Below are 25,642 nucleotides of genomic sequence, written 5' to 3' on the forward strand. Positions count from 1 at the left end.
GTGTTCCAGCGGAGTGAAACGTTGGCGTTCCCTGGAACACCCCTCATCCGTCGCCTCCGGCGACACCTTCTCCCACAAGGGGAGAAGGAAAAAGGCGCCTCTGCCTCAATAAATATCGAAGTCGAAATACTTGGCCTGGATCTTCTTGTAGGTGCCGTCGGCAACGATCGCGTCGATGGCCGCGTTGAGCTTGTCGCGCAGGGCCGTGTCGTCCAGGCGCACGGCGATGCCGGCCTGGGTCTCGGTACCCTTGACGTCGCCGACCAGCTTGCAGCAGCCGTCGCTTGCCTTCTTCAGCCAGTCCATCAGCACGAACTTGTCCGAGATCACGGCGTCAAGACGACCGTTGGTCAGGTCGGTGATCGCCTCTTCCTGGGTGGGATAGAGTTTGGCCTCCGCGCCCGCCTTGCCATATTCATTCTGGGCATAGTCGGCTTGCGTGGTCGAAGCCTGGGCACCGACCGTCTTGCCGGCAAGGGCCGCCGGTTCGGTCGAGGTGAGATCGGTGTCCTTCGGCGCCACCAGAGCCAGCGGTGTCGTATAATATTTGTTGGTGAAGGCGACCTGCTTCTTGCGCTCCTCGGTGATGCTCATCGAGGCGATGATGGCGTCGAATTTCTTGGCCTGCAAAGCGGGAATGATGCCGTCCCAGTCCTGGGTAACGATCTCGCATTCGACCTTCATCTGCGCGCACAGCGCATTGGCGATGTCGATGTCGAAGCCTTCGACCTTGCCGTCGGCGGTAATGGTGTTGAACGGCGGATAGGCGCCCTCGGTGCCGATCTTGATTTTCTCCGCCGCCTGCACCGACAGAGAGCCGGCCAGTGTTGCCAGCATGGCAGCGCCCGTCGCCGATATGACCCATTTCGAAAATCGCATTTTCTTGGTTCCCCTTGAACGCCGCCAGCTTGACGGGCGGCAAGGCAGCCAAGCATGGCGAGCCGGCACAGGCAAGTATTTTGCCTTGGGGCAATGAGGGTCAGCGCGCGGCGCGGAAATGCTTGGACAGCTTTAGGCCCTGCGCCTGGTAGTTGGAGCCGAGATCGGTGCCGTAGAGCGCCTGCGGCCGCTTCAGCATATGCTCGTAGACCAGCCGGCCGACGATCTGGCCGTGGTCGAGGATGAACGGCACTTCATGGCTGCGCACTTCCAGCACCGCCCGGCTGCCGGTGCCGCCGGATGCGGAATGGCCGAAGCCCGGATCGAAGAAGCCGGCATAATGGACGCGGAATTCGCCGACCAGCGGATCGAAGGGCGTCATCTCGGCGGCGTAGAGCGGCGGCACATGCACCGCCTCCTGGCTGACGAGGATGTAGAATTCATCGGGGTCGAGCACCAGTTCGCCGGCGCCGCTCTTGTGGATCGGTTCCCAGAAGTCGACGACTTCCTGGGCCGCGCGCTTGTCGACATCGACGAGGCCGGTGTGATGCTTGCCGCGATAGCCGACCAAGCCGCTTTGATCGCCGTTGAGGTCGATCGACAGCGCGATGCCGCCGCCGGAAATGTTCGGCGGCTCGGTGGCGACCAGCATCTGCGTGCGATGCAGGTCGTGCAACTCGGCTTCGGAGAGCAGCGCATTGCCGGTGCGGAAACGGATCTGCGACAGGCGCGACCCGGTGCGGACGACGATCGGGAAGGTGCGCGGGCTGACTTCCAGAAAGAGCGGGCCATGATAGCCGGCGGCGATCTTGTCGAACTCGTGGCCGCGATCGGTCATGACGCGGGTGAAGATGTCGAGCCGCCCGGTCGAACTCTTCGGATTGGCCGAGGCTGAAATGTCCGCCGGCAGCGCCAGGCTTTCAAGCAGGGGCACGATGTAGACGCAGCCGGTCTCCAGCACCGCGCCCTCGGCCAGATTGATCTCGTGCAGTTGCAGCCGGTCGAGCTTTTCCGAGACCTTGTGATTGGGGCCGGGCAGGAAGGAGGCGCGCACCCGCCAGGCCTTGTCGCCGAGCCTGAGATCGAGGCTGGCCGGCTGGATCTGGTCGGTGTCGAGCGCACGCGCCGACTTCAGCGCGCCGGACTGGAACAGCGCCGATATGTCCTGGTCGGGAAGAATGCCTGTCTGCCGCAAGGCTCCACTCCTGCTTGGTACAAACCTCTTAATGAAGCCGGCAATTGACGCAAGCGCGGTGCGGGTCTAAAGGGTCGTTATCCCGTGGTGATTTGGCCGGTCGGCTTGCAGCCACGTTAAACAAGTCGCTAAAGGACCGTCGGGCCGCAAGGCCGTATGGACCGGTTGCGACTTTCGCGGCCGGTTTTTTTGTGTCTGGAAGAAAAGCGATGAGCACCAAGAAGCGCAACTGGAAGCCTCAGACGGCACTCGTGCACAGCGGAACGCTGCGTTCCGGTTTCGGCGAAACGTCAGAAGCGATCTATCTCACCCAAGGCTATGTCTACGAAACGGCGCAAGCCGCCGAAGCCCGTTTCAAGGGCGAAGAGCCGGGTTTCATCTATTCGCGCTACGCCAATCCGACCGTCGACATGTTCGAGAAGCGCATGTGCGCGCTGGAAGGTGCGGAAGACGCGCGCGCCACCGCGTCGGGCATGGCCGCGGTGACGGCCGCCCTTCTGTGCAGCGCCAAGGCCGGCGACCATATCGTGGCGGCGCGTGCGCTGTTCGGCTCCTGCCGCTGGGTGGTCGAGACGCTGGCGCCGAGATACGGCATCGAGGCGACGCTGGTCGACGGCACCGACATCGCCAACTGGGAAAAGGCGGTCAAGCCGAACACCAAGCTGTTCTTCCTGGAAAGCCCGACCAATCCGACGCTGGAAGTGGTCGATATCGCCGCTGTCGCTTCGCTTGCCAATTCGATCGGCGCCAGGCTGATCGTCGACAATGTCTTCGCCACGCCCCTGCAGCAGAAGCCCTTGCAGCTCGGCGCCCATATCGTCGTCTATTCGGCGACCAAGCACATAGACGGCCAGGGGCGCTGCCTCGGCGGCGTCATCCTGTCGGACAAGAAGTGGATCGACGAGAGCCTGCACGACTATTTCCGCCATACCGGCCCAAGCCTTTCGCCTTTCAACGCCTGGACGCTGCTGAAGGGCCTGGAAACGCTGCCGCTGCGCGTACGCCAGCAGACGGAAAGTGCCGGCCGGATCGCCGATTTTCTGGCCGAACGGCCGGAAATCGCGCGCGTCATCTATCCCGGCCGCGCCGACCATCCGCAGGCCGACATCGTCAAGAAGCAGATGTCGGGCGGCTCGACGCTGATCTGCCTGGACGTCAAGGGCGGCAAGCAGGCGGCCTTCGCCTTGCAGAACGCGCTCGACATCGTCCTGATCTCCAACAATCTCGGTGACGCCAAGAGCCTGATCACCCACCCGGCGACTACGACGCACAAAAATCTCAGCGACGAGGCGCGCGCCGAGCTCGGCATCGGGCCGGGCACGCTCAGGCTGTCGGTTGGCCTGGAGGATACCGACGATCTGCTCGAGGACATCGCGCAGGCGCTGAAGGCCAGGTAGGAGGCCTTCAGGCGCCGGACGGCGTCTCTTCCAGCTCGGCCGTCTTGGTGCCGATGGTCATCGCATTGCCGCGCCAGTCGACGGCGCCGCCGAGCCAGCCGCGCCCCCACATCGCCGGCAGGATCAGGTCGCGCGCCATGATCGCGGCGACCATGCGTGGCGACAGGTACCAGCCCTTGGACCAGGCCAGGGCGCACTCCGGAAGATAGAAGGCCGCCAGCACGGCAAGGGCGATTGCCCAGAGGCTGAAGCCGGCGCTTGCCGCTGCAATCAGCGCAAGCACCAGCGGCACCACGGCGCCGGTCAGGATTTCGGGTGCGAAGAACAGCGGGAAAGTGACGCGGCGCAGGCGCGCCCAACGGGCCTGACGCGACCAGATCTCGTCAAAGGAGCGCCGGCCAAGCGGCTGCTCGAAGGGGGCGGCGACGAGATTGACGCGCAGGCCGAGACTGTTCACCAGCTTGGTCGCAGCGGCATCCTCGGCGATCTCGGCGGCCAGCGCGCGGATGCCGCCATTGGCATCGAGCATCGGCTTGTTCCAGAGCATGCTCTTGCCCTGGGCAAAGCCGAGGCCGAGCGCCTCGCCGGCATATTGCCAGCGCGCCTGCAGCGTGTTGAGGAAAGCGCATTCGACCTCGGCCCAGAAGCCGGCCGGCCGCGAACCGATCGGCGTCGAGCAGACAAGGCCGGTGCCGGGCCGCCAGGCAGCCATCAGGTGCTGGATGTAGTCCCTCGGCATCAGCACGTTGGAATCGGCCAGGACGACCCAGTCGTGCCGCGCCGCTTCCCAGCCCTTGACGCAATTGTTGAGTTTCGGATTGGCGCTGATGCGGTCGTCGCCGACAAGCAGCCGGGCCGGCACTTTCGGAAACCGGACGATCGTCCTGTTTATCAATTTGACCACCGGATCGTCGGCATGGGCGACGCAGAAAATCAGCTCATAGCGCGGCCAGTCGAGCGAGAAGGCGCGCTCCAGCGTCTCCTGCGTGAACGGCTCGACGCCGCGCGACGGCACGACGATCGACACCGGCCGCGGCTTGCCGGCCGGCGGCGCAATGGTGCGACGCCGTCTCAGACGCGACGCGGCGAGCACGATGCTGGCGAGATTCGAGAGGATGAGGACGGTTGAAAGCGTGGCGGCTATGAGAGTGAGTTGCATCGAGATCCGGTCACTCCAGGAAAACCGGTCCGCAAGATGGCCGGTTTCAACAGTTCAGCAGAGCGCCCGAGTCGCGCGTCACCAGTCCGCGCACACCATCATTGTCATATGTCACTTAAATGACATTCTTTGTCGGCACCTGCCCGCGAGGTCGGCCAGAGGAGGCTTCGATCGGTTGACCTAACCGCACGGAGCGCCGAAAGTTCCGCTGGAACCGTTTTTTGGAGCCGCTTATGTATAGCGCCGTCACGCGCAACATCGAAGTGCAGGTCAGGCCGTTCTATCTGGAGGACCGTTCGGATCCCTCTGAGAACCGCTATGTCTGGGGCTATCAGATAACGATCGACAATCAGTCGGACGATTTCGTGCAGCTTCTGTCGCGCTATTGGCACATCACCGACGGCACCGGCCGGGTCGAGGAAGTGCGCGGCCCCGGCGTGGTCGGCGACCAGCCCGAACTCAATCCCGGCGACAGTTACCAGTACACGTCCGGTTGCCCGCTCTCGACACCGTCCGGCATCATGGTCGGGCATTACACGATGCGCAACAAGCGGGGCGAGACGTTCGACATCGCCATTCCGGCGTTTTCGCTGGACTTGCCGGGGACGCGGCGGACGGTGAATTGATTTCGCCTCACCGGCCGCGGAGGGACCGGTGAGGCGTGGTTTCTACTCTACTGGGCCGCGAATTCCGCCGGGTCGAAATCATATTGCTTCGAACAGAATTCGCAGGCGACGTGGATGCCGCCGTCTTCGGTGCTGTCCTTGATCTCCTGGGCGGAAAAACCCTCGAGGATGCCGCGGATCTTGTCCCTGGAGCACGAGCACTGGTCGGCGACCGGAACGCCGCCGAAGACGCGCACGCCATGCTCGTGGAACAGCCTGTAGAGCAGCCGCTCGGCGCCGATCGTCGGGTCGATCAGTTCGGTCGGCTCGATGGTGCCGAGCAGCGCCAGCAACTCCTGCCAGGAATTGTCGACCGGATCGTGGATCTCCTCACGCGGATCGCCATCGCCGCCCGGCAGGTCCGGGACGCGCATGCGCTCGGGCGACTGCGGCAGGAACTGCGCCAGGATACCGCCGGCGCGCCATTGCTCGCGGGCGCCGCCGGGACCGGGCGTCAAAAGCTTGGCCACCGACAGCCTGATATCCGTCGGGATCTGCTCCGACTGACGGAAATAGGTGCGTGCCGCGTCTTCCAGGGTCTCGCCATCGAGCTGGACGATACCCTGATAGCGCTGCGTATGTGCGCCCTGGTCGATGGTCAGCGCCAGCACGCCACTGCCGAGCAGCGTCTGCTGGGAGGTTTCGCCCGCCGCGACCAGCGCTTCCAGCCGGTCGGCATCGAAACGCGCATAGGCGCGCAGCGCCGAGGGCGTGGAAAAATCCGCAACCAGCATGTCGACGGGTCCGTCGGTGCGGGTCTGCAGGATGAACTTGCCCTCGAACTTCAGCGAAGTGCCGAGCAGCACGGTCAGCACACAGGCCTCCGCCAGCAGGCGGGCGACCGGCTCGGGATAATCGTGGCGGCTGAGGATGGCGTCCAGCATCGGCCCGAGTTGGACCGTGCGGCCGCGCACGTCGAGAGGGCCGACCTCGAACGGCACGACGTGATCGTCGCCGGCATAGCCGAATTCGCCGAGTTTGGGGTGATGTTCAGTCACTTGATAGGTTTCCAACATGACAAAGCTCCAGGGCGCGGCCATGCCGCCCTCCGGGGCGCATGCGTCGAAACGCGCTTGATTTGCGTGATGCGGCGCAAATAGGCATCACACGCCCGCAGATCAAGCTCCCAGGGATCAAGCGCCCAGACACTTCAAGCGCCTAGACACCAGGCAAGCACGGCCTTCTGGGCATGGAGCCGGTTCTCGGCTTCGTCGAAGACCACCGAATGCGGTCCGTCGATAACCTCGTCTGTCACTTCCTCGCCGCGATGCGCCGGCAGGCAGTGCATGAACAGCGCGTCCGGCTTGGCTCTCGCCATCAGCTTGGCATTGACCTGGTAGGGCGAGAACACATTGTGGCCGCGGGCGCGATGCTCCTGGCCCATCGACACCCAGCAATCGGTGACGATGCAGTCGGCCTGGTCGACGGCTTCCTCGGGCGAGCGGGTGAAGTGCAGCTTGCCGCCATGCGCCTGCGACCAGTCGATATGCTTCTGCGCCGGCTCGCTGCCTTCGGGAACGGCGACGTTGAGGTTGAAGCGGAACCGGGCCGAGGCCTCGAGCAGGGAATGCAGCACATTGTTGCCGTCGCCGGTCCAGGCGATGGTCTTGCCGGCTACCGGACCGCGATGTTCCTCGAAGGTCATGATATCGGCCATCAGCTGGCAGGGATGGGTATCGTCGGTCAGTCCGTTGATCACCGGCACGGTGGCGTTCTCGGTCAATTCCAGCAGCCGCTCATGCGAGGTGGTGCGGATCATGATCGCATCGACATAGCGCGACAGCACCTTGGCGGTGTCGGCGATGGTCTCGGAACGGCCGAGCTGCATCTCGGTGCCGGTCAGCATGATGGTCTCGCCGCCGAGCTGCCGCATGCCGACGTCGAAGGAGACGCGCGTGCGCGTCGACGGCTTGTCGAAGATCATCGCCAGCACCTTGCCTTCGAGCGGTTTGGTGCGCTCGCCGGCCTTGAGCCGCGCCTTTCGCACCACCGCGTCGTCCAGCATCAAGCGCAGGTCGCCTTCGGAAACGGTGGAAAGATCGGTGAAATGGCGAACTGACATCAGCAATGATTCCGGGATTACTTCGCCGCGGCGGAAGCGATCGCCTCCGCCAGGCCCTTGGCGCCGGCGCGGATGCGGTTGAGCGCGTCATGGATCTCGGCGTCGGTGACGGTGAGCGGCGGCAACAGGCGAATGACGTTGTCGCCGGCCGGAACCGTCAACAGGTGCTGGTCGCGCAAGGCCATGTTCACCTTGGTGTTGGGCATGGCGCATTTGAGGCCGAGCATCAGCCCGGCACCCCTGATGTCCTCGATGATTTCGGGAAACTCGTCGGCGACCGACGCCAGACCCTGCTTCATCAGCAGCGCCTTGCGCTGGACATCTTCGAGGAAGCCGTCTTCCAGCACGACATCGAGCACGGCGTTGCCGACCGCCATGGCAAGCGGGTTGCCGCCGAACGTGGTGCCATGCACGCCGGCGGTCATGCCGACCGCCGCTTCATCCGTGGCAAGGCAGGCGCCCATCGGGAAGCCGCCGCCGATACCCTTGGCAATCGCCATGATGTCGGGCGTTACACCCGACCATTCATGTGCGAACAGCTTGCCGGTGCGGCCGATGCCGCACTGGACCTCGTCGTAGATCAACAGCAGGCCGTGCTGCTCGCACAATTGCCTGAGCCGCTTCAGCGACTGCGTCGGCACCGGGCGGATACCGCCCTCGCCCTGCACCGGCTCGATCAGGATCGCGGCCGTCTCCGGCGTGATCGCCTTTTCGGCGGCGTCAATGTCGTCGAAGCCAACCTGGTCGAAACCTTCGACCTTGGGGCCGAAGCCCTCGAGATACTTGTACTGGCCGCCAGCCGCGATGGTCGCCAGCGTGCGGCCATGGAAGGCGCCTTCGAAGGTGATGATGCGGAAGCGCTCGGGATGGCCTTTGACGAAATGGTAGCGCCGCGCCGTCTTGATCGCGCATTCCAGCGCCTCGGCGCCGGAATTGGTGAAGAACACCTTGTCGGCGAAGGTGGCGTCGGCCAGCCGTTCGCCAAGCCGGCTCTGCCCGGGGATCTCGTAGAGGTTGGAGACATGCCACAGCCTGGCTGCCTGCTCGGTGAGTGCGGCGACCAGGTGCGGATGGCTGTGGCCCAGCGAATTGACGGCGATGCCGCCGGCGAAATCGAGATATCGCTCGCCCTTGTCGGTAATCAGCCATGTGCCTTCCCCGTGGTCGAAGGCCAGGGGTGCGCGAGCAAAGGTCTCGTAAAGCGCCGAACCGCTCATTATATGCGTCTCCGGTACCGGAAAATCAAAAAAGCCGCCAAAGCGGCGGCCTGTGCGGCTTATCCTGTTTTTCGGCCATGAAGTCAACGAAAACGTCGCGTAGTGGCGCGCGGCAAGCCCCCCGACGGGACGCCGGCTCATAAGCGACCGGGCAAGTTGGGGAAAACCGAAAAAACCGATTCGTGTTGCACTTGGGACTCTTGTCACCGAGTCAGCGCATAGAGTAGTTGTAGTCGAGAAATAACTAGATTTCGTGCGGCGGACCTAATCACCAGATATATGTGGTGTCTGCCCTGGCAAATGTTGCCGGGTCGGGAGAAGGATTCCGATTGCCGCACGCTTAGAGGAGCGCGGTCTCATGAACTGGACTGACGAGCGGGTAGAACTCTTGAGAAAACTGTGGTCGGAGGGTCTGAGCGCAAGCCAGATTGCTGCGCAGCTTGGAGGGGTCAGCCGCAATGCGGTCATCGGGAAGGTGCATCGGCTGAAACTGTCGGGCCGCGGTCGCTCGACCGCCACGCCGGCACGCCAGAAGAAGGCAGCGCAAGGATCGACCGTCCAGAAATCGGTATCACGCGCCGCAACCACGGCACGCCATGTCACGACATCGGTCGGCGCCACTGCTTTGCAGACGCAGTTCGACGCCGAACCCGTGGCACGCCATTACATCCGCCCGGTCGAAAATGTCGTGCTGCCGATCTCGCGGCATCTGCAGCTGGTCGAGCTGACCGAGCGGACCTGCAAATGGCCGAACGGCGATCCGCTTTCAGAGGACTTCCATTTCTGCGGCAACGATGCCGCCGAAACCGGTCCCTACTGCAAGTACCACGCCCGCGTGGCATTCCAGCCGGCATCGGAGCGGCGGCGGAGCAGGTAGATAAGGGAATAGGGGAGTAAGGCAGTAGGGCAGTATGTGCGCGGAAAGTCGCGCTCACGAAATGCCACCCTACTGCCCTACTGCCCTACTGCCCTACTGCCCTACTTCACAACCAGCCATTCTTCCTGAACCGCCAATACAGAAACGCGCAGATCAGCGCGATCGTGGCCAGTACCACCGGGTAGCCGTATTCCATCTTCAGTTCCGGCATGTCGCTGAAGTTCATGCCGTAAATGCCGGCGAGCGCCGTCGGCACCGCCAGGATTGCGGCCCAGGAGGCGAGCTTCTTGGTGTTGGCCGTTTCCTGACTCTGGCCGACCAGCAAGCTCGCCTCGAAAGCAAATGCCAGCACCTCGCGCAGGCTGTCGATCTTCTCCTGAACGGTGCGGATGTGATCGGTGACGTCGCGGAACAGCGGATGCATGGCGGTGTGGATCTGCGGCAGCTCGGCGCTGGTCAGCCTTCGGCAGACTTCGACCAGCGGAAGCGCGGCATTGCGCAGGCGCAGGAGATCGCGGCGCAGCATATAGAGCCGCTCTATGTCGGGAGCGGTCATCGGCTTCAGCAGAACCTTGTCCTCGATCGCCTCGACCTCGTCCTCGATCTGCTCGAGCACCGGCATGTAATTGTCGACGATGAAATCGAGGATGGCATAGAGGACGAAATCCTCGCCCTTGGCCAGCGAGTGCGGGCAGCTTTCCCAGTGCTGACGAACGGCGGCATAGGACGTCGAGGGACCGTGCCTGACGCTGACTATGTAGCCTGAGCCGACGAACAAATGGGTCTCGCCGAAGGTGACCCGGCCCTCGATCAGCTGCGCGGTGCGGGCGACGATGAACAAGGCGTCGCCATATTGCTCGATCTTCGGCCGCTGGTGCGGGTGCTCGGCATCCTCGATCGCCAGCTCATGCAGGTGAAACTGCGCCTGGACGCGCAGCAACAGGTTACGGTCGGGCTCCAACAGGCCGATCCAGACGACGTGACCGGATTTTTTTGCCCATTCGCCGGCTTCCTCGATGGGAATGTCGGCGATGCGGCGCCCCGCCGTGTAAACGCCGCAAGCGATAATGCCGGATATCGGCGCAGGCGCCGGGGTCAGGTTCCGAACATTTTCCATCACGACCTCCCGGAGCAAATCCACGGACGAGGATAGAGGCAAAGCCCGGAAAGCTTATCGTAAATCGGGTGACGGTTCGAGAGGCGGCGTTCACTTCACCGGCTGCGTCTCGGAAAGGCTGATTTTGTCGGTCTTGTCGCCCTTGGGCCGCTCAGCCGGCAACTGATCGCCGGTGACGATGTAATAGATGGTCTCGGCTATGTTGGTGGCGTGATCACCGATACGCTCGATGTTCTTGGCGCAAAACAGCAGATGCGTGCAGGGGGTGATGTTACGCGGGTCTTCCATCATGTAGGTCAGCAATTCGCGAAACAGCGATGTGTACATGGCGTCGATCTGGTCGTCACGATCGCGCACGAAGCCGATTTTCTCCACCGAACGGGACGCGTAGACGTCGAGCACTTCCTTGAGCTGGGTCAACGCCAGGTTGGAGAGGGCCTCAAGGCCGCGGAACAGGCTGGTCGGCTGGCGTCCGTCGGTGACGGCGACCACCCGCTTGGCAACATTCTTGGCGAGATCGCCAACCCGTTCGAGGTCGGCGGAGATGCGGATGGTCCCGACGATCTCGCGCAAATCCGCCGCCATCGGCTGACGCTTTGCAATGATGATGATCGCCTTGTCGTCGATTTCGCGCTGGCCCTCGTCCAGTACGGTATCGTCGCGGATGACCTTCTGGGCAAGGCCCGGGTCGGCATTGACGAGAGCGGTGACCGCCTGTTCGACCATGCGCTCGGCATGGCCACCCATCGCGGCGATGCGCTTCGACAGATATTTCAACTCCTCGTCATAAGCGCTGACGATGTGCACGGACTGCATGGCAAAATGCCTTCCCACGGGGTGTTTTGATTTTGAGTCGTTTCCTCGAATCCCCGCTGATACGCTAGCCGGATGACAGAAAAAAGAAACAGTCCCCTTGAATTAGGGCGGTATCAGTGCGCCGGCAAATGAACCGAGAATGCCGCGCCGTTGCCGACTTCGGACTTGATCGAAAGCCGGGCGTTGTGGCGCGTCAGGATATGCTTGACGATCGACAGGCCGAGGCCGGTGCCTTTCTGGGTCCGGCTGGTCTCGACATCGACGCGGTAGAAGCGCTCGGTAATGCGCGGAATGTGCTCCTCGGGAATGCCAGGGCCAAAGTCCCTGATCGTGACGTCGATGCCCGGCTCTGGTCCGGCATCGCTATGCGCTATGGATACAACCACGCGCCCACCCGACTGCCCGTATTTGCAGGCGTTTTCCAGGAGGTTCTCGAAAACCTGGAAAAGCTCATCGCGATCGCCAGGCACATGAAGCGGTCCATCGGCGTAGCGCCGCTCGATGGCAACGGCGTTTTCGCTGGCCAGCGGTCCGAGCGAATCGATGACGCTGTCGACGGTCTGGCGCAGGTCCACCTCGGTTCCCGGCTTCAGATAGGGTTTCATCTCGAGCCGCGACAGCGACAACAAATCGTCGATCAGACGCGCCATGCGGCCGGTCTGGCTCTGCATGATCTGCAGAAACTGGTCGCGCGCCGCCGCGTCGTTGCGGGCTGGCCCGCGCAGCGTTTCGATAAAGCCGGCGATGGAGGCAAGCGGGGTGCGCAGTTCATGGCTGGCATTGGCGATGAAGTCGGCGCGCATGCGGTCGATCCTGCGTGCTTCGCTCTGGTCCTTGAACACCAGCACATAGAGATCGGTGGCATGACCGACCGAGGACACGCTCACCCGGTAAGCCCGTTCGACCGGCAGCTTCTCCATGTAGTCGACGACATCGGAGGCGACGTCGCCCGATAGCACGCCATCCAGCAGAGCCTGCATTTCCGGCGCCCGGAATTTCAGCGACAGCGACATGCCTGGCGCGATGCCGCCGAAAGCGGCGAAGGCGGCGGCGTTGGCATGGACGATGGTGGCAGCCCGGTCGAAGATGATCAGCGGATCGGCGACGGCGGCGGCCAGATATTCACCCGAGAGCCGCTGCAGGCCGATGGCCTCGATGGCAGCGCCGCTGCCGGTGGATTGGCGCGCGCCGGCGGCCGGCAGTATTGCCGCTGCAAATAGCAACAGCAGCGCCGCGAGGACGACATAGGCTGAAATCCCGGCCAAGGCATAAACGGCGACGACCGCGACAACGCCGGCCGCAAGCAGCCAGCGGCTGTTCCACAGCCGTGCGGCCATGGTTTGCGCGATGCCTCTCTGCTCTGTGTCCAGGTCAGCCATCTGCCCGCGGGCCCGCACCCCATGCCTTCGCACCCGGTCCACGGTGGCGGAAAAACTTCCACTAGACCGTTCCGGAGGCTCCCCATAGCATGAGTCCCGAAGCTGGAAAGGGTTCGTCTCGATGAAAAAAGCCAAGGAAAGTCCCGCCGCGCCAACTTCGGGGCCGCTGAAGATCAGGATCGGCGGCAAGGAGCGGGAGTTCGATATCGAAAACCCCGTGCTTCCCGACTGGGTCGAGGACAACAAGCTGACTGCCGGCGGCTATCCCTACGACAAGAAGATGAAAAGCGATGAGTATGACGAAACGCTCGAGAAGCTGCAGATCGAGTTGGTCAAGGCGCAGGCCTGGCTGCAGTCGACCGGCAAACGGGTGATGGCGCTGTTCGAGGGCCGCGACGCCGCCGGCAAGGGCGGCACGATCTTCGTGGTGCGCCAGTACCTCAATCCGCGCACCGCACGCAACGTGGCGCTGACCAAACCGACCCCGACCGAACTGGGGCAATGGTACTACCAGCGCTATGTCGACCATTTCCCGACTTCAGGCGAATTCGTCACCTTCGACCGCTCCTGGTACAATCGCGCCGGCGTCGAGCCGGTGATGGGTTTCTGCACGCCGCAGCAGCACGAGCAGTTTCTCGACGAGACGCCGCATTTCGAGCGGATGATCTCCAACGAGGGGATCCACTTCTTCAAATTCTGGCTGAACATCGGCCGGGAAACGCAGCTCGAGCGCTTCCACGACCGCCGCTACAGCCCGCTGAAGAGCTGGAAGTTTTCGCCCATCGACGTTGCGGGCATCACCAAGTGGGACGACTACACCAAGGTGCGCGACACAATGTTCGAGCGCACCCACAAGGAATTCGCGCCGTGGATCATCGTACGGGCCAATGACAAACGGCGCGCGCGGCTGGCGGTCATGCGGCGCATCCTGTTGTCTCTGCCCTATGAGGGGCGCGATCTCGAAATCATCGGCAAGGAAGACAAGAAGATCGTCGGCGAAGGGCCGTCATTCCTGGGAAAACAGGATTGACGCTTTTTTGCGTCGCGCGGCAGGAACCGCGCGACGCAATCATGATGCTTAAGCCGCCAGCCTGGCGATACGCTGCAATCGCCGCAGCGTCGTATCATCCTGCAGCGCCTGCTGGAAAAGCGAGATCTCCTGATCGATGCGGTCGCAGAGGGCCTCCGTGTTCCCCTTCAGCAGGCCGCGCGTCTGCAGCAGGGCGGCGACCGGCTTCTTGACGAGCTGTCTTGCCCGACCAAGGGCCGCCTCCTCGACGGTGCCTCCCGGCACGATCTCCGCGACCAGGCCGAGCGCCCTGGCATCCTCGGCGCGAAGCGTGTCGCCGAGGCAGAAGAAGCGGAAGGCACCGGCGTAGCCGAGCTTCTGCGGCGCCAGGATGCTGGTCGCCGCATCCGGCACCAGGCCGAAATCGACGAACGGTACCCTGAACGTGCTCTCATCGGACGCGATCACCATGTCGCAATGGAACAGGATGGTGCAGCCGACACCGACGGCATCGCCATCGACGCAGGCAAGGATGGGCTTTGGAAACGTCGCCAGCGTGCGGAACAGGTCGGTGACGGCGGCGATCAGTTTCTGGTGCTTGGTGGCGTCGAGGAATTCGGAGAAGTCGCCGCCCAGACAGAAACAGCCTGCCAGGCCGCGCAAGACGACGACGCGAACCTCCTCATTGTCGGCTGCTTCATGGAAGGTCCTTGCCAGGCTTTCATAGGCCCTCCTGTCCAGCACCGGCCGGCCGTCACTCGACGACACGGTGACCACCAGCGTGTGGTTGCGAAGTTCAGGTTGCGGATGTGTGCTCATGACTGTCTCCGATCTCATGACGCACGCCTTTGCCCGAGCATGTCGGGATATCCCCTGGCCAGCACGGGAGCAAAATGATTGCGGCGCGACCGCACCACATCGAGTGTGTGCTCGTTGAAGGTCAGTAAGGTGGCGACCACCTGCTGGTTGCCATAGGTGCGCTGATAGCCAAGCGGGGTCGCCAGGAAATGCAGTTGCAAGGCGCGCAGCACCCACATCGGCTCGAACTCGATGATCACCTTGTCGACGCCGCGCTTCAGCCCCCACTCGACGAAACCGGCAATCAGTTCGGTGCCGACGGTCGAAACGCCGCGACGGCCATCGCGAAAACCGGGAGCCACCGCGTAGCGGGTCAATTCCCAGATGTTTGGACCCGATGGCGGCGTTCCTTCGGAAAGATCGGTCAAGACCTCGGTCAGCAGATGTGGCCGCGTCGTCGGCAACATCCTCTGATAACCCGCCACTTCACCGCCCCTGATGACGATCTGATGGACCGCCTCGTCGTGATCGAACTGGTCGAGTTCGAGCCCGTCGGGGCGTCTGAGGTCATCCCACCCCATCTCCTCGACGAATATCTTGTAGCGCAAACGATGGACGGCCTCCCAAAGGTCGGGACGTTCCATCAATTCCTGGGTTGTAAGGGAAAAAAGCATTCCGCCGTCTCCTGCGTTCAGAGGAAGATACGGCCGTGCTTTGATGAGAAAATTGCGTGATCGCGTAGGCAAGGATTTCAGGTCGGCACGGCCGACCTAACTAATGTAGCCGCGCCGTATCGCTTCCGCGACGGCCTGCACCCTGTTGACGGCACCTAGTTTGCTTTTGGCGTTAAGAAGATGTTTCTCCGAGGTGTGTTCGGAAATGCCGAGGATTTGCGAAATCTCCCATTCGGACTTGCCGACGGCGGCCCATTGCAGGCATTCGCGCTCGCGCGGCGTCAGCACGATATGATCGATGGTCCTGTTCGCCATGGTGTGGAGTTGCATGGCGCGGCCAACCGCGTAGGTCGAGACCAGCGACACCTGGCCGAATTCGGCGGCGGACAATTCCACGGCCTCGCCGCCCAGCGACACCATGACGATCTGGCCGTCGAGCGTGATCAGCGGAAAGGCCAACCCATCGCGCAGTTTGAAGGCGCCGGCATCGCCCATCACCTCGCCGCTGCTCTTGTCTATGCGGATGCCTTGGGACGCTTCGTGCCACTGGAAGGGCGCCTGCAACTGTTTCATATGGCTGACGACCGGGTCATGATCGACATAGTTGCGCGCGACATAGCGCTCCAGCCACTCGCCAGGCCAATCGCAGAGAAGCACATGCTGCTTTTGCTGGCCGGCCGGCGTGCCTGGCTGCGGGACGGTTCCCGCCATCAGTGCGGTGAGACCGAAATCCGATGTTATGCCCAGCAGCCTTTCGCAGACCGCCGCCGCCGTTGCGGCGTGCTGCAGTTGGTCTATGTATTCCAGCGTGCGATCGAACTGACCCATCGCAACATCAACCCCATGTTGCCTTGTGCATTGCGGCCAATGATGCGTGCCTGATTTACACTTCGCCACCGACCACGGATTGCAAATCGCATACTTATTTTGTGGCTCCCTCTCATCGAGGCGACCGAAGCTGATTTGCAAACCGGCTAAATCATATCCTGAAATCGGCGGGTTGAAATCAAAAACCATTGTGCCTGTACCATTTTCGTACCAAAACCGGTGCGAGCACGACTGTGGCGGAGTTTTATCTTGGCGTTCCGGTGGAGGTCCTTCGCCTTTGCGATGCTGATCGGGTTGCTGTCGTTCGCCGACGGTGCGCGCGCCGCGGCGCCTCAGGTTCCGGTGCTGTGGGATGCCAAGGAGCGGCTGCCCAAGCCGGACCTTTCGACGCTGCCCCGGCTGAGGTTCCTCACCACCACGGACTTCCCGCCTTTCAACTTCCTCGACGGTGCGGGAAAGCTGTCCGGCTTCCACATCGATCTGGCACGCGCCATCTGCGCCGAGCTTGGCATTGTCGAAAAATGCCAGATCCAGGCCCTGCCCTGGGCCGAGCTGGAAGGCGCACTGCAGAAAGGTGAAGGCGAGGCGATCATCGCCGGCATCGCCGCCACACCGGAATCGCGCGCGACCTACGCCTTCTCACGCTCCTATCTGCAGTTTCCGGCGCGCTTCGTCATGCCGAAGGGCAAGGCGCTGACCGAGCCCGTCTTTGACAAATTGCACGGCAAGCGTGTCGGCGTGATATCAGGCTCGGCGCATGAGCGCATGCTGCGCGACTATTTCAACACGGTCCAGGTCGTCCCTTTCGACAGGCCGGAAGAACTGTATGCCGATCTCAAGGCCGGCAAGGTCGACGCCGCCTTCGGCGACGGCATGCGCCTGGCTTTCTGGCTGGGCGGCTCGGACGCGGCGGGCTGCTGCCGCTTTGCCGGCGGGCCCTATCTGGCGCCCGAATATCTGGGCACTGGCATGGCCATCGCCACCAAGGCGGACAATCCGGCGCTGGCTGCAGCGATCGACTACGCGCTGCAGGAAATTTCGATGAAAGGCACGTTCGCCGAATTTTATCTGCGCTATTTCCCCGTCAGTTTTTTCTAAAGCCAAGGACTTTCAGGTCAGGGTACGCAGCCGCGCCTTGGCCGCGCGGCCGATGGCAGCAACCGTCAGCGTGTCGAGATCGAGCTGACGCCGGATCAGCTGCAGCACCCGCACCTCTTCCATGCGCATTTCGAGGTCGATGGCGGCAACCTCGAAGGCGGCGGCATAGGCGGTGTCGCGCAGCCGCTCGGGCAAGACCTCGGCGACTTCAGCCAGCACGCCCTCCAGCCCATCCTTTTCGTGCAGGCGCTTCTGGCAGTCCTGGGCAACGCCGACCAGCCTGTCGTGGTTGAAGTCCTCGAACACCGGCCAGGAGCGGACGACCTCGCCGATCCGCGCCAGTTCAACATCGGTCATGTCGCGGTCGGAGGCCGAGGTGATGACCATCAGATAGATCAGGGCTTCATGAGGTGTCGGCAATTTTTTCTCCTTGAACCGGGCCTCGAAGTTAGGAACGCCCATTCTGCACCGCAAGGAAAAAGCGCCGCACGCGTTGACGCTCCGACGCTGCACGCCTAGAGACCGGTTGAAAAACCCTTGCTGCGGCCCGCCTTCGGGCCGGCAGATGATTTGGAAAACTGTGACATGGCGGGATCAAACATCATCGATCTCAACCCCGAGCTGCTGGCGGCCGCGACCGAAAGCAAGGCGTGGCCGTTCGAGGAAGCCAAAAAGATCATCGAGCGCTACAAAGGCGCCGACTTTCCGCAAACAGTCCTGTTCGAGACCGGCTACGGGCCGTCCGGCCTGCCGCATATCGGCACGTTCGGCGAGGTGGCGCGCACCTCGATGGTGCGCCATGCCTTCCGTGTCCTGACGCAGGACAAGGTCGCGACCAAGCTGCTGTGCTTTTCCGACGATATGGACGGCATGCGCAAGATACCCGACAGCGTGCCGGACCGCGCCGCACTCGAGCCGCATCTGCACAAGCCGCTATCGTCGGTCCCCAACCCCTTCGGCGGCGACTATGCGAGCTTCGCCGACCACAACAATGCGATGCTCTGCCGCTTCCTCGACACGTTCGGCTTCGACTACGAGTTCGCCAGCGCGACGCAATACTACAAGGCCGGCCGTTTCGACGCGATGCTCAAGCGCGCCGCCGAGCGCTATGAGCAGATCATGGCGGTGATGCTGCCGACGCTCGGGCCCGAGCGGCAGGCGACCTACAGCCCGTTCCTGCCGATCTCGCCGAAGAGCGGCCGCGTGCTTTACGTGCCGATGAAGCATGTCGACGCCAAAGCCGGCACCATCACCTTCGACGACGAGGGCACCGAGACCACGCTTTCGATCACCGGCGGCCGCGTGAAGCTGCAGTGGAAGCCGGATTTCGGCATGCGCTGGGCAGCGCTTGGCGTCGATTTCGAAATGTTCGGCAAGGACCACCAGACCAATGCAGTGGTCTACGACCGTATCTGCAACATTCTGGGCGGACGGGCGCCGGAGCATTTCGTCTACGAACTGTTCCTCGACGAGAACGGCCAGAAGATCTCGAAGTCGAAGGGCAACGGGCTGACCATCGACGAGTGGCTGACCTATGCGCCGACCGAAAGCCTCGGGCTCTACATGTACCAACGGCCGCGGCAGGCCAAGAAGCTGTATTTCGACGTCATCCCGCGGGCCGTGGATGAATACTACACGTTCCTCGCCGCCTATCCCCGCCAGGACTGGAAGGAGCGGCTGGGCAACCCGGTCTGGCATATGCATGACGGCAACCCGCCCGCGATCGACATGCCGGTGCCGTTCTCTCTGCTGCTCAATCTGGTCAGCGCTTCCAACGCGCAGAACAAGGATGTGCTGTGGGGGTTCATTTCACGTCATACGCAAGGCGTGACGCCGGCGACGCATCCAGAGCTCGACCGGCTGGTCGGCCATGCGATCCGCTATTTCGACGATTTCGTGAAGCCGACGAAAACCTTCCGGCCCGCCGACGAGGTCGAGCGCGAAGCGCTGGCAGCCCTCGACGAAGCACTTGGCGCGCTGCCCGCCGACGCCAGCGGCGAAGCGATCCAGAACGCCTCGCTCAACGTCGCACGCAGGATCGAGCGCTATCAGGATCATTCCAAGCAGAGCCCGGAAGGCGGCCCCGGCGTATCGGGCGCCTTCTTCCAGATGATCTACCAGGTGCTGATCGGCCAGGAGCGCGGCCCGCGCTTCGGCTCGTTCGCAGCACTCTATGGCGTTGCCGAGACGCGTGCGCTCATTGAGCGGGCGCTGGCTGGTCAGCTGGCTTGAGCACGCCGTCGACCTCTTCCAGGATCGAACCCGGCGCCTGAGGTGCCGGGCCTGGCGCGGCCGGCATCGCCGGCATGCCCGACAGATCGGGCGCCGATCCGAAAATGCCCTTCCTGCCCGTGCGCGCCTTGTCGCCGGCCTCGACATAGGGGCCGCCCTTGGCGGCGCGCGCCCAGCCATTTTCGACCAGCCACTGACCGACATCCTGCTTGCCGATCCGGCACTCGGCTGCGATCAGGTCGCGGCCGCCCTGCGGCGGCACCGTGCAGACCACCGCGCGGCCGCGCAGGAAGGCGCGGAACGCTGTCCTCGCCCGGACGCCGCACGGCCAGGACTTGCCGTCCTCGCTGCAAATCTCGTCCTGCCTGACGATGTCGATGCCGGAAACCGCGACCGAGTAGCCCTTCGCCTCGATCAAGCCGGCGGCCGGCGCAACCGGCTGGAACAGCTTTGTGCCGTTCCAGTCGTCAGGCATTTTCGGCTTGGGCGGCACGGCCAGCGCGAGTTTGCTCAACGGCTCGCGCGGCTCGATCCGTTCAAGCCCGTCGGCGGGCAGTTCCGGCGGCGCGACGATTTCGGGATCGATCGCCCTCGAATGCGTCGCCGGCTTCGGCGGCTGCGGAGCTGCAATGGCCGATGTAGCCGGCTCCTCGGGCAGCGTCCCGGCAGCCTGCTGCGCCATCGCATCGGCGCCCGGCTCAAGCTGGTCCACGGTGATGACGCTTTCACTACCTTTCAGAGTGCGACCGCCAGTGACGACGATGGCTGCCATCACAGGGACCATCAGAACCGCCAGCGCGTGATGGAGAAGCCGCACCAGCTTAACCTATTGGCTTGCCCAGACAATCCGCGCCACCCATTCGACATCGCGCATGGGAATATCGCGGTCGGGATGATCGGGATTGAGCGAGACCAGCGCAATCGACCTGACGGTCTGGCGCTCGAGCACCTTGGCCATCACTTCGCCTGATGTGGTCTTGACGACGACGCGATCGCCCTTGCGGGTAACGGCGCCCGGTTCGACGATGAGGACGTCGCCATTGCGGTAGAGCGGCAGCATGGAATCGCCCTGCACCTGCAAAGCATAGGAACTCTCGGTCGATTGCGTCGGCAGTTCGATCAGATCCCAGCCCTGCCCGGCTGGAAAGCCGGCATCGTCGAAGAAGCCGCCGGCGCCGGCCTGGGCAAAGCCGAGCAGCGGCACGGAGTTTCGGCGGGCGACCGAAGCCGCATGGCTGGCCCCGGCCCGACCTTCAATCAAACCGGTGAATTCGTCGAGGGAAGCGCCCGTTGCCTCCATGATCTTTGCCAGTGATTCGGTCGAGGGCCAGCGCGGCCGGCCGTCCGACGACAGGCGCTTCGACTTGTTGAAGGCGGTGGAATCGAGCCCCGCACGCTTGGCCAGCCCCGAGGCCGAAAGCGAATAGCGCTCGGCAAGAGCATCAATGGCAGCCCAGACACGGTCATGCGAGAGCATGTGTCGCTCTCCTTTGAACAGGAAAAAATACCTTCCCTGTTCTAACCCCGGACCGCCATCTTGTCCACAGTGCAAGGCTTACTCACGCCGCTTTCCTGGTCTCGCCTTTCGCATAGGGATCGAAGCGCTGATAGAAGCTCTCACCCTTCTCGGCCATGTCGAGCAGCAGCTTGGGCGCCTTGAACTCGGCGCCGTATTTCTTCTGCAGGTTTCTGGCGATCTTGACGAACGCCTTGGCGCCGATGCCGTCGATGTAGGACAGCGCACCGCCGGTATAGGGAGCGAAGCCGAAGGCGAGGATCGAGCCGACATCGGCCTCGCGCGGGTCGGTGACGATGCCTTCTTCCATCACCCGGGCCGCTTCGAGCGCGATGGTGACCAGCAGCCGCTGCTGCAGTTCCTCATAATCGACCTTCTCGGGTGCAAGCTGCGGATAGAGATCCCTGAGGCCCGGCCACAGCTTCTTCTTGGCGGGCTTGGCCGGATAATCGTAAAAACCCTTGCCGTTCTTGCGGCCGAAGCGGCCGTGATCGTCGACCATGGTGTTGATCAGCGCCATCTGCTTGGGATCGACCGCCTTGTCGCCCAAATCCCTGATGGTCTGCTTCATGATCTTCTGGGCAAGGTCGATGGCCGTTTCGTCGGTCAGTGCCAGGGGGCCGACCGGCATGCCGGCTGCCTTCGCCGCGTTCTCGATCATCGGCGCGGGCACACCTTCGATCAGCATCTTGTAGGCTTCCGACATGTAGCGCAGCACGCAGCGGTTGACGTAGAAGCCGCGCGTGTCGTTGACGACGATCGGCGTCTTCTTGATGGCGCGAACGAAGTCGATCGCGGTGGCCTGCGCCTTGTCGCCGGTCTTCTTGCCCAAAATGATCTCCACCAGCATCATCTTGTCGACCGGCGAGAAGAAATGGATGCCGATGAAATTCTTCGGCCGCGCCGAATTCTTGGCCAGCGACGAGATCGGGATGGTGGAGGTGTTCGACGCGAAGATCGCCGATGGCTTCAACACGGCTTCCGCCTGTTCGGTGGCGCTCTTCTTGACGCCCGAATCCTCGAACACCGCCTCGACCACCAGATCGCAGCCGGCAAGGTCGGCGTAGTCCGCCGTCGGCGTGATCAGCGACAGCAGTTTGTCCTTGTCCTCCGGCTTGGCGCGGCCCTTCTTGACCTGATCCGAGACCAGGCTGTCGGAATGCGCCTTGCCCTTGGCGGCCGACTCCAGATCACGGTCGAGCAGCACCACCGGGATGCCGGCCTTGGCGGTGACATAGGCGATGCCGGCGCCCATGAAGCCAGCGCCGAGAATGCCGATCTTCTTGAACTTGGTTTCGGGCACGCCGGCCGGGCGGCGGGCGCCCTTGTTCAGTTCCTGCAGCGACACAAACAACGAGCGGATCATCGCCGCCGCTTCCCTGGTCTGCATGATCTCGGTGAAATAGCGCTGCTCGATGCGCAAGGCGGTGTCGAACGGCACCAGCAGGCCTTCATAGACGCATTTGAGGATCGCGGCGGCGGCCGGATAGTTGCCATAGGTCTCGCGACGCAGGATGGCGATCGCCGGCGGCCACAGATTGAAACCGGCCGGCGAATAGATCTGGCCGCCTGGCAGCTTGAAACCTTTCTCGTCCCATGGCGCCACCGGCTTCAGCCCATTCCTGATCATCGCCTTGGCGGTCTCGACCAACCTGGCCGGCTCGGCGATCTCATGGATCAGGCCCATCGACTTGGCTTTCTGCCGCGACAGCGTCTGGCCGGAGGTCAGCATCTGCAACGCCTGCTGCTGATCGGTCAGCCGCGGCACGCGCTGGGTGCCGCCGGCGCCCGGGAAGATGCCGATCTTCACCTCGGGAAGCGCCATCTTCACCTTGTCGCTATCGGCGGCGACACGGCCGTGGCAGGCGAGCGACAATTCGAAGGCGCCGCCCATGCAGGTGCCGTTGATCGCCGACACCCACGGCTTTCCGCAAGTTTCCAGCTTGCGGAACAGGCCGGTCATCATGCCGGCATTGTCGAACAGCGCCTTGGTCGCCTTTTCGGCGTCCTTGCCCTTTTCCGCGGCGAAGGTCGTCAGCATCTTCTGCAGCAAAGAGATATCGGCACCGCCGGAGAAGGTATCCTTGCCGGAGGTGATCACGGCGCCCTTGATGGCGGCGTCACCAGCCACCTTGTCGACAATGGCGTTCAATTCCCGCATCGCCTCTTCGGTGAAGACGTTCATCGAACGGCCGGGCATGTCCCAGGTGACCAGCGCAATGCCGTCGGCGTCGGTGTCGAGGGTGAAATTGGTGTAGCTCATCGTTTCTCTCCCCGTCAGACGCGTTCGATGATGGTTGCGGTGCCCATGCCGGCGCCGATGCACAGTGTCACCAGAGCGGTGTTGAGATCGCGCCGCTCGAGTTCGTCCAGCACCGTGCCGAAGATCATCGCGCCGGTGGCGCCGAGCGGATGACCCATGGCGATGGCACCGCCATTGACGTTGATCTTGTCATGCGGAATGTCGAAAGCCTGCATGTAGCGCAGCACCACCGAAGCGAAGGCTTCGTTGAGCTCGAACAGGTCGATGTCCGAGAGCTTCATCTTGGCGCGCTTCAACAGCTTCTCGGTGACGTCGACCGGACCGGTCAGCATCAGCACCGGCTCGGAGCCGATGTTGGCGAAGGTGCGGATACGCGCGCGGGGCTTCAGCCCCATCGCCTTGCCGGCCTTCTTCGAACCGAGCAGCACGGCCGCCGCACCATCGACGATGCCGGACGAATTGCCGGCATGATGGACGTGGTTGACCTCTTCCACTTCGGGATGCTTCTGCACCGCGACCGCATCGAAGCCGCCCATTTCGCCGGGCATGACGAAGGACGGGTTGAGCGAGGCCAGCGACTGCATGTCGGTCGACGGGCGCATATGCTCGTCATGGTCGAGGATGGTCAGGCCGTTCTGGTCCTTGATCGGGATGACGGATTTCTTGAAGCGGCCATCCGCCCAGGATTTGGCGGCGCGCTTCTGGCTCTCGACCGCATAGGCGTCGACGTCGTCTCTGCTGAAGCCGTATTTGGTGGCGATCAGGTCGGCCGAGATGCCTTGCGGCACGAACCAGCCGGGCAGGCCGACCGAAGGATCCATGAACCAGGCACCGCCCGAGGCGCCCATGCCGACGCGCGACATCGATTCGACACCGCCGGCAATGACGATCTCGTCCGCTCCCTGCGCGATCTTGGCGGCACCGAAATTGATGGCGTCGAGCCCGGAAGCGCAGAAGCGTGAGATCTGCATGCCGGGCGCCTTGGTGTCGTAGCCGGCCTCGAAGGCGGCGGCGCGCGGAATGACCGAACCCGCCTCGCCGACCGGATCGACGCAGCCGAAGATGATGTCGTCGACGTTTGCAGTGTCCATCCCATTGCGGTCGCGCAGCGCCTCGAGCGTCTTGGCGGCAAGCCGCACCGCCGGCACCTCGTGCAGCGATCCGTCTTTCTTGCCCTTGCCGCGCGGTGTGCGCACGGCGTCATAGACATAAGCTTCAGCCATTTGCTTGCTCCTTGGGTTTGCCTGATGTCGCCTTCAGAGAGAGCGTCCGATCAGCAATTTCATGATCTCGTTGGTGCCGCCGTAGATGCGCTGGACGCGGGCGTCGCGGAACATGCGGGCGATCGGGTATTCATTCATGTAGCCATAGCCGCCATGCAGTTGAAGGCATTCGTCGACGACTTTTCCCTGCAGGTCGCTGAGCCAGTACTTGGCCATCGACGCTGTCACGGGATCGAGGCCACCCGCGATGTGGCGGGTGACGCAATCATTGTAGAAGACGCGGCCGATGGTGGCCTCGGTCTTGAGTTCGGCCAGCTTGAACTGGGTGTTCTGGAAATCGATGATCGCCTTGCCGAACGCCTTGCGCTCCTTGACGTAGTCGATGGTCAGCGCCAGCGCCCGCTCGATCATGGCGATGGCGCCCGTGCCGATCTGCAGCCGCTCCTGCGGCAGTTGCTGCATCAACTGGACGAAGCCCTGCCCTTCCTCGTGGCCGAGCAAATTGGAGGTCGGCACGCGCATGTCGTTGAAGAACAGCTCCGACGTGTCGTTGGCCTTGAGCCCGATCTTGTCGAGGTTACGGCCGCGCTGGAAACCTTCGACCTCGTCGGTCTCGACGACGATCAGCGAGGTGCCCTTGGCGCCCTTCTCCGGATCGGTCTTGGTGACGACGATGATGAAGTTCGCAAGCTGGCCGTTGGTGATGAAGGTCTTGGAGCCATTGATCTTGTAGTGGTTGCCATCCTTCTGCGCTCGCGTCTTGACGCCCTGCAGATCGGAGCCGGCGCCGGGCTCGGTCATGGCGATGGCGCCGATCAGCTCGCCGGTCGCCAGCTTCGGCAGCCATTTCTTTTTCTGCTCCTCGGAGCCGTAGTGGAGGATATAAGGCGCGACGATCGAATTGTGCAGGCCGATGCCGAACCCGTCGACACCGACATGGCCAATGGCCTCGATGATGGCGCTCTCATGCGCGAAGGTGCCGCCGGAGCCGCCATATTCCTCCGGCATAGAAGCGCAGAGCAGGCCGGCGGAACCTGCCTTCAGCCAGCTTTCGCGATCGACCATCTCGTTCTTCTCGAACTCGTCGTAGCGCGGCGCGATCTCCTCCGACATGAAGCGATGCGCCATGTCGTAGAGCATGCCGACTTCGTCCGCCGCCCAGGCGGGCTTCGGCAAAGAGAGCACTTCGGCGGGATTTGTCGCCACGATTTCCTCCGCGTATCGACAGACAGAAAGGC

The 25,642-nt window shown here is 63.1% G+C and carries 24 protein-coding genes and 1 riboswitch; of the genes, 6 read left to right on the forward strand and 18 right to left on the reverse strand.

The annotated features are described in order from the left end of the window. Positions 1 to 105: 105 nt before the first annotated feature. Both AC0NIL_RS30245 and AC0NIL_RS30250 read right to left on the reverse strand, forming a co-directional pair. A complete protein-coding gene (locus AC0NIL_RS30245) occupies positions 106 to 879 on the reverse strand; it encodes an ABC transporter substrate-binding protein (RefSeq protein ID WP_013533636.1) in 774 nt (257 codons plus the stop codon). A gap of 100 nt (positions 880 to 979) precedes the next feature. Then, positions 980 to 2,074 carry a 2'-deoxycytidine 5'-triphosphate deaminase gene (locus tag AC0NIL_RS30250; protein WP_013533637.1) on the reverse strand — a complete coding sequence of 365 codons (1,095 nt, stop codon included), beginning with the start codon at positions 2,072 to 2,074 and terminating at the stop codon, positions 980 to 982. Between the two features lie 74 nt (positions 2,075 to 2,148). Beyond that, a riboswitch (SAM riboswitch) is annotated at positions 2,149 to 2,226 on the forward strand. 57 nt (positions 2,227 to 2,283) lie between these two features. Between AC0NIL_RS30250 and AC0NIL_RS30255 the strand changes: the two genes are divergently transcribed. Beyond that, on the forward strand, positions 2,284 to 3,471 hold the full coding sequence (locus AC0NIL_RS30255) for an O-succinylhomoserine sulfhydrylase (protein WP_473573226.1): 1,188 nt from the start codon (positions 2,284 to 2,286) through the stop codon (positions 3,469 to 3,471). A gap of 7 nt (positions 3,472 to 3,478) precedes the next feature. Here AC0NIL_RS30255 and AC0NIL_RS30260 read toward each other — a convergent pair whose 3' ends face one another. Then, a complete protein-coding gene (locus AC0NIL_RS30260) occupies positions 3,479 to 4,630 on the reverse strand; it encodes a ceramide glucosyltransferase (RefSeq protein ID WP_473573227.1) in 1,152 nt (383 codons plus the stop codon). A gap of 233 nt (positions 4,631 to 4,863) precedes the next feature. Here AC0NIL_RS30260 and apaG point away from each other — a divergent pair, with 233 nt between their 5' ends. After that, positions 4,864 to 5,256, forward strand: a complete 393-nt coding sequence (gene apaG / locus AC0NIL_RS30265) for a Co2+/Mg2+ efflux protein ApaG (RefSeq protein ID WP_013533640.1) — start codon at positions 4,864 to 4,866, stop codon at positions 5,254 to 5,256. 47 nt (positions 5,257 to 5,303) lie between these two features. Here the strand turns inward: apaG and AC0NIL_RS30270 are convergent, their stop codons facing one another. The 3 genes from AC0NIL_RS30270 to AC0NIL_RS30280 form a co-directional block, all read right to left on the reverse strand. Next, a complete protein-coding gene (locus AC0NIL_RS30270; protein ID WP_013533641.1) occupies positions 5,304 to 6,335 on the reverse strand; it encodes an Hsp33 family molecular chaperone in 1,032 nt (343 codons plus the stop codon). 110 nt (positions 6,336 to 6,445) lie between these two features. Beyond that, on the reverse strand, positions 6,446 to 7,357 hold the full coding sequence (gene argF, locus AC0NIL_RS30275; protein ID WP_013533642.1) for an ornithine carbamoyltransferase: 912 nt from the start codon (positions 7,355 to 7,357) through the stop codon (positions 6,446 to 6,448). Between the two features lie 17 nt (positions 7,358 to 7,374). Beyond that, positions 7,375 to 8,574, reverse strand: coding sequence for an acetylornithine transaminase (locus AC0NIL_RS30280; protein ID WP_473573229.1), 1,200 nt, complete (start codon positions 8,572 to 8,574; stop codon positions 7,375 to 7,377). 358 nt (positions 8,575 to 8,932) lie between these two features. Between AC0NIL_RS30280 and AC0NIL_RS30285 the strand changes: the two genes are divergently transcribed. Continuing rightward, a complete protein-coding gene (locus AC0NIL_RS30285; RefSeq protein WP_013533644.1) occupies positions 8,933 to 9,451 on the forward strand; it encodes a GcrA family cell cycle regulator in 519 nt (172 codons plus the stop codon). A 106-nt stretch (positions 9,452 to 9,557) separates the two neighbouring features. Here the strand turns inward: AC0NIL_RS30285 and AC0NIL_RS30290 are convergent, their stop codons facing one another. The 3 genes from AC0NIL_RS30290 to AC0NIL_RS30300 form a co-directional block, all read right to left on the reverse strand. Beyond that, on the reverse strand, positions 9,558 to 10,568 hold the full coding sequence (locus AC0NIL_RS30290; RefSeq protein ID WP_013533645.1) for a magnesium and cobalt transport protein CorA: 1,011 nt from the start codon (positions 10,566 to 10,568) through the stop codon (positions 9,558 to 9,560). A 90-nt stretch (positions 10,569 to 10,658) separates the two neighbouring features. Then, entirely contained in the window at positions 10,659 to 11,384 is a 726-nt protein-coding gene (gene phoU, locus AC0NIL_RS30295) for a phosphate signaling complex protein PhoU (RefSeq protein WP_013533646.1), read from the reverse strand. Between the two features lie 113 nt (positions 11,385 to 11,497). After that, positions 11,498 to 12,763 carry a sensor histidine kinase gene (locus tag AC0NIL_RS30300; RefSeq protein WP_473573231.1) on the reverse strand — a complete coding sequence of 422 codons (1,266 nt, stop codon included), beginning with the start codon at positions 12,761 to 12,763 and terminating at the stop codon, positions 11,498 to 11,500. Positions 12,764 to 12,884: 121 nt separating this feature from the next. On the opposite strand from AC0NIL_RS30300, the gene ppk2 reads away from it, so the two are divergent. Continuing rightward, positions 12,885 to 13,793 (forward strand): polyphosphate kinase 2, encoded by a 909-nt coding sequence (gene ppk2, locus AC0NIL_RS30305; RefSeq protein WP_224618593.1) that lies wholly within the window; start codon positions 12,885 to 12,887, stop codon positions 13,791 to 13,793. Between the two features lie 48 nt (positions 13,794 to 13,841). Here ppk2 and AC0NIL_RS30310 read toward each other — a convergent pair whose 3' ends face one another. The 3 genes from AC0NIL_RS30310 to AC0NIL_RS30320 form a co-directional block, all read right to left on the reverse strand. Then, complete coding sequence (locus tag AC0NIL_RS30310) at positions 13,842 to 14,591, reverse strand: enoyl-CoA hydratase-related protein (RefSeq protein ID WP_013533649.1); 750 nt, start codon at positions 14,589 to 14,591, stop codon at positions 13,842 to 13,844. Positions 14,592 to 14,605: 14 nt separating this feature from the next. Continuing rightward, positions 14,606 to 15,244 carry an acyl-homoserine-lactone synthase gene (locus AC0NIL_RS30315; RefSeq protein WP_013533650.1) on the reverse strand — a complete coding sequence of 213 codons (639 nt, stop codon included), beginning with the start codon at positions 15,242 to 15,244 and terminating at the stop codon, positions 14,606 to 14,608. A 96-nt stretch (positions 15,245 to 15,340) separates the two neighbouring features. Beyond that, positions 15,341 to 16,072: a helix-turn-helix transcriptional regulator gene (locus AC0NIL_RS30320; protein WP_013533651.1), complete on the reverse strand. Its 732-nt coding sequence runs from the start codon at positions 16,070 to 16,072 to the stop codon at positions 15,341 to 15,343. 249 nt (positions 16,073 to 16,321) lie between these two features. Between AC0NIL_RS30320 and AC0NIL_RS30325 the strand changes: the two genes are divergently transcribed. After that, complete coding sequence (locus AC0NIL_RS30325; RefSeq protein ID WP_013533652.1) at positions 16,322 to 17,170, forward strand: transporter substrate-binding domain-containing protein; 849 nt, start codon at positions 16,322 to 16,324, stop codon at positions 17,168 to 17,170. 12 nt (positions 17,171 to 17,182) lie between these two features. On the opposite strand, the gene AC0NIL_RS30330 is transcribed toward AC0NIL_RS30325, so the two are convergent. Further along, a complete protein-coding gene (locus AC0NIL_RS30330) occupies positions 17,183 to 17,632 on the reverse strand; it encodes a tellurite resistance TerB family protein (protein ID WP_473573233.1) in 450 nt (149 codons plus the stop codon). A gap of 123 nt (positions 17,633 to 17,755) precedes the next feature. Here AC0NIL_RS30330 and AC0NIL_RS30335 point away from each other — a divergent pair, with 123 nt between their 5' ends. Further along, positions 17,756 to 19,402: a lysine--tRNA ligase gene (locus tag AC0NIL_RS30335; protein WP_063170009.1), complete on the forward strand. Its 1,647-nt coding sequence runs from the start codon at positions 17,756 to 17,758 to the stop codon at positions 19,400 to 19,402. On the opposite strand, the gene AC0NIL_RS30340 is transcribed toward AC0NIL_RS30335, so the two are convergent. The 5 genes from AC0NIL_RS30340 to AC0NIL_RS30360 form a co-directional block, all read right to left on the reverse strand. Next, positions 19,368 to 20,219: a hypothetical protein gene (locus AC0NIL_RS30340; RefSeq protein ID WP_024503168.1), complete on the reverse strand. Its 852-nt coding sequence runs from the start codon at positions 20,217 to 20,219 to the stop codon at positions 19,368 to 19,370. The genes AC0NIL_RS30335 and AC0NIL_RS30340 overlap by 35 nt on opposite strands. 9 nt (positions 20,220 to 20,228) lie before the next feature. Further along, positions 20,229 to 20,879: a S24 family peptidase gene (locus AC0NIL_RS30345; RefSeq protein ID WP_064995700.1), complete on the reverse strand. Its 651-nt coding sequence runs from the start codon at positions 20,877 to 20,879 to the stop codon at positions 20,229 to 20,231. A gap of 82 nt (positions 20,880 to 20,961) precedes the next feature. After that, positions 20,962 to 23,181 (reverse strand): 3-hydroxyacyl-CoA dehydrogenase NAD-binding domain-containing protein, encoded by a 2,220-nt coding sequence (locus AC0NIL_RS30350; protein WP_473573234.1) that lies wholly within the window; start codon positions 23,179 to 23,181, stop codon positions 20,962 to 20,964. 14 nt (positions 23,182 to 23,195) lie between these two features. Beyond that, the gene (locus tag AC0NIL_RS30355) at positions 23,196 to 24,404 is read right to left on the reverse strand and encodes an acetyl-CoA C-acetyltransferase (RefSeq protein ID WP_024503170.1); all 1,209 of its coding nucleotides are present in this window, start codon (positions 24,402 to 24,404) and stop codon (positions 23,196 to 23,198) included. 33 nt (positions 24,405 to 24,437) lie between these two features. Beyond that, entirely contained in the window at positions 24,438 to 25,610 is a 1,173-nt protein-coding gene (locus AC0NIL_RS30360) for an acyl-CoA dehydrogenase family protein (protein ID WP_024503171.1), read from the reverse strand. Positions 25,611 to 25,642 lie beyond the last annotated feature (32 nt).

It is taken from the genome of Mesorhizobium sp. WSM1343, assembly GCF_055901535.1.

Coding starts and splice junctions, on each gene's coding strand:
- AC0NIL_RS30345 (WP_064995700.1), bottom strand. CDS start 20,879: ATGCTCTCGCATGACCGTGTCTGGGCTGCCATTGATGCTCTTGCCGAG.
- ppk2 (WP_224618593.1), top strand. CDS start 12,885: ATGAAAAAAGCCAAGGAAAGTCCCGCCGCGCCAACTTCGGGGCCGCTG.
- AC0NIL_RS30310 (WP_013533649.1), bottom strand. CDS start 14,591: ATGAGCACACATCCGCAACCTGAACTTCGCAACCACACGCTGGTGGTC.
- argF (WP_013533642.1), bottom strand. CDS start 7,357: ATGTCAGTTCGCCATTTCACCGATCTTTCCACCGTTTCCGAAGGCGAC.
- AC0NIL_RS30300 (WP_473573231.1), bottom strand. CDS start 12,763: ATGGCTGACCTGGACACAGAGCAGAGAGGCATCGCGCAAACCATGGCC.
- AC0NIL_RS30260 (WP_473573227.1), bottom strand. CDS start 4,630: ATGCAACTCACTCTCATAGCCGCCACGCTTTCAACCGTCCTCATCCTC.
- phoU (WP_013533646.1), bottom strand. CDS start 11,384: ATGCAGTCCGTGCACATCGTCAGCGCTTATGACGAGGAGTTGAAATAT.
- AC0NIL_RS30290 (WP_013533645.1), bottom strand. CDS start 10,568: ATGGAAAATGTTCGGAACCTGACCCCGGCGCCTGCGCCGATATCCGGC.
- AC0NIL_RS30355 (WP_024503170.1), bottom strand. CDS start 24,404: ATGGCTGAAGCTTATGTCTATGACGCCGTGCGCACACCGCGCGGCAAG.
- AC0NIL_RS30335 (WP_063170009.1), top strand. CDS start 17,756: ATGGCGGGATCAAACATCATCGATCTCAACCCCGAGCTGCTGGCGGCC.
- AC0NIL_RS30270 (WP_013533641.1), bottom strand. CDS start 6,335: ATGGCCGCGCCCTGGAGCTTTGTCATGTTGGAAACCTATCAAGTGACT.
- AC0NIL_RS30280 (WP_473573229.1), bottom strand. CDS start 8,574: ATGAGCGGTTCGGCGCTTTACGAGACCTTTGCTCGCGCACCCCTGGCC.
- AC0NIL_RS30255 (WP_473573226.1), top strand. CDS start 2,284: ATGAGCACCAAGAAGCGCAACTGGAAGCCTCAGACGGCACTCGTGCAC.
- apaG (WP_013533640.1), top strand. CDS start 4,864: ATGTATAGCGCCGTCACGCGCAACATCGAAGTGCAGGTCAGGCCGTTC.
- AC0NIL_RS30330 (WP_473573233.1), bottom strand. CDS start 17,632: ATGGGCGTTCCTAACTTCGAGGCCCGGTTCAAGGAGAAAAAATTGCCG.
- AC0NIL_RS30315 (WP_013533650.1), bottom strand. CDS start 15,244: ATGCTTTTTTCCCTTACAACCCAGGAATTGATGGAACGTCCCGACCTT.
- AC0NIL_RS30245 (WP_013533636.1), bottom strand. CDS start 879: ATGCGATTTTCGAAATGGGTCATATCGGCGACGGGCGCTGCCATGCTG.
- AC0NIL_RS30320 (WP_013533651.1), bottom strand. CDS start 16,072: ATGGGTCAGTTCGATCGCACGCTGGAATACATAGACCAACTGCAGCAC.
- AC0NIL_RS30285 (WP_013533644.1), top strand. CDS start 8,933: ATGAACTGGACTGACGAGCGGGTAGAACTCTTGAGAAAACTGTGGTCG.
- AC0NIL_RS30350 (WP_473573234.1), bottom strand. CDS start 23,181: ATGAGCTACACCAATTTCACCCTCGACACCGACGCCGACGGCATTGCG.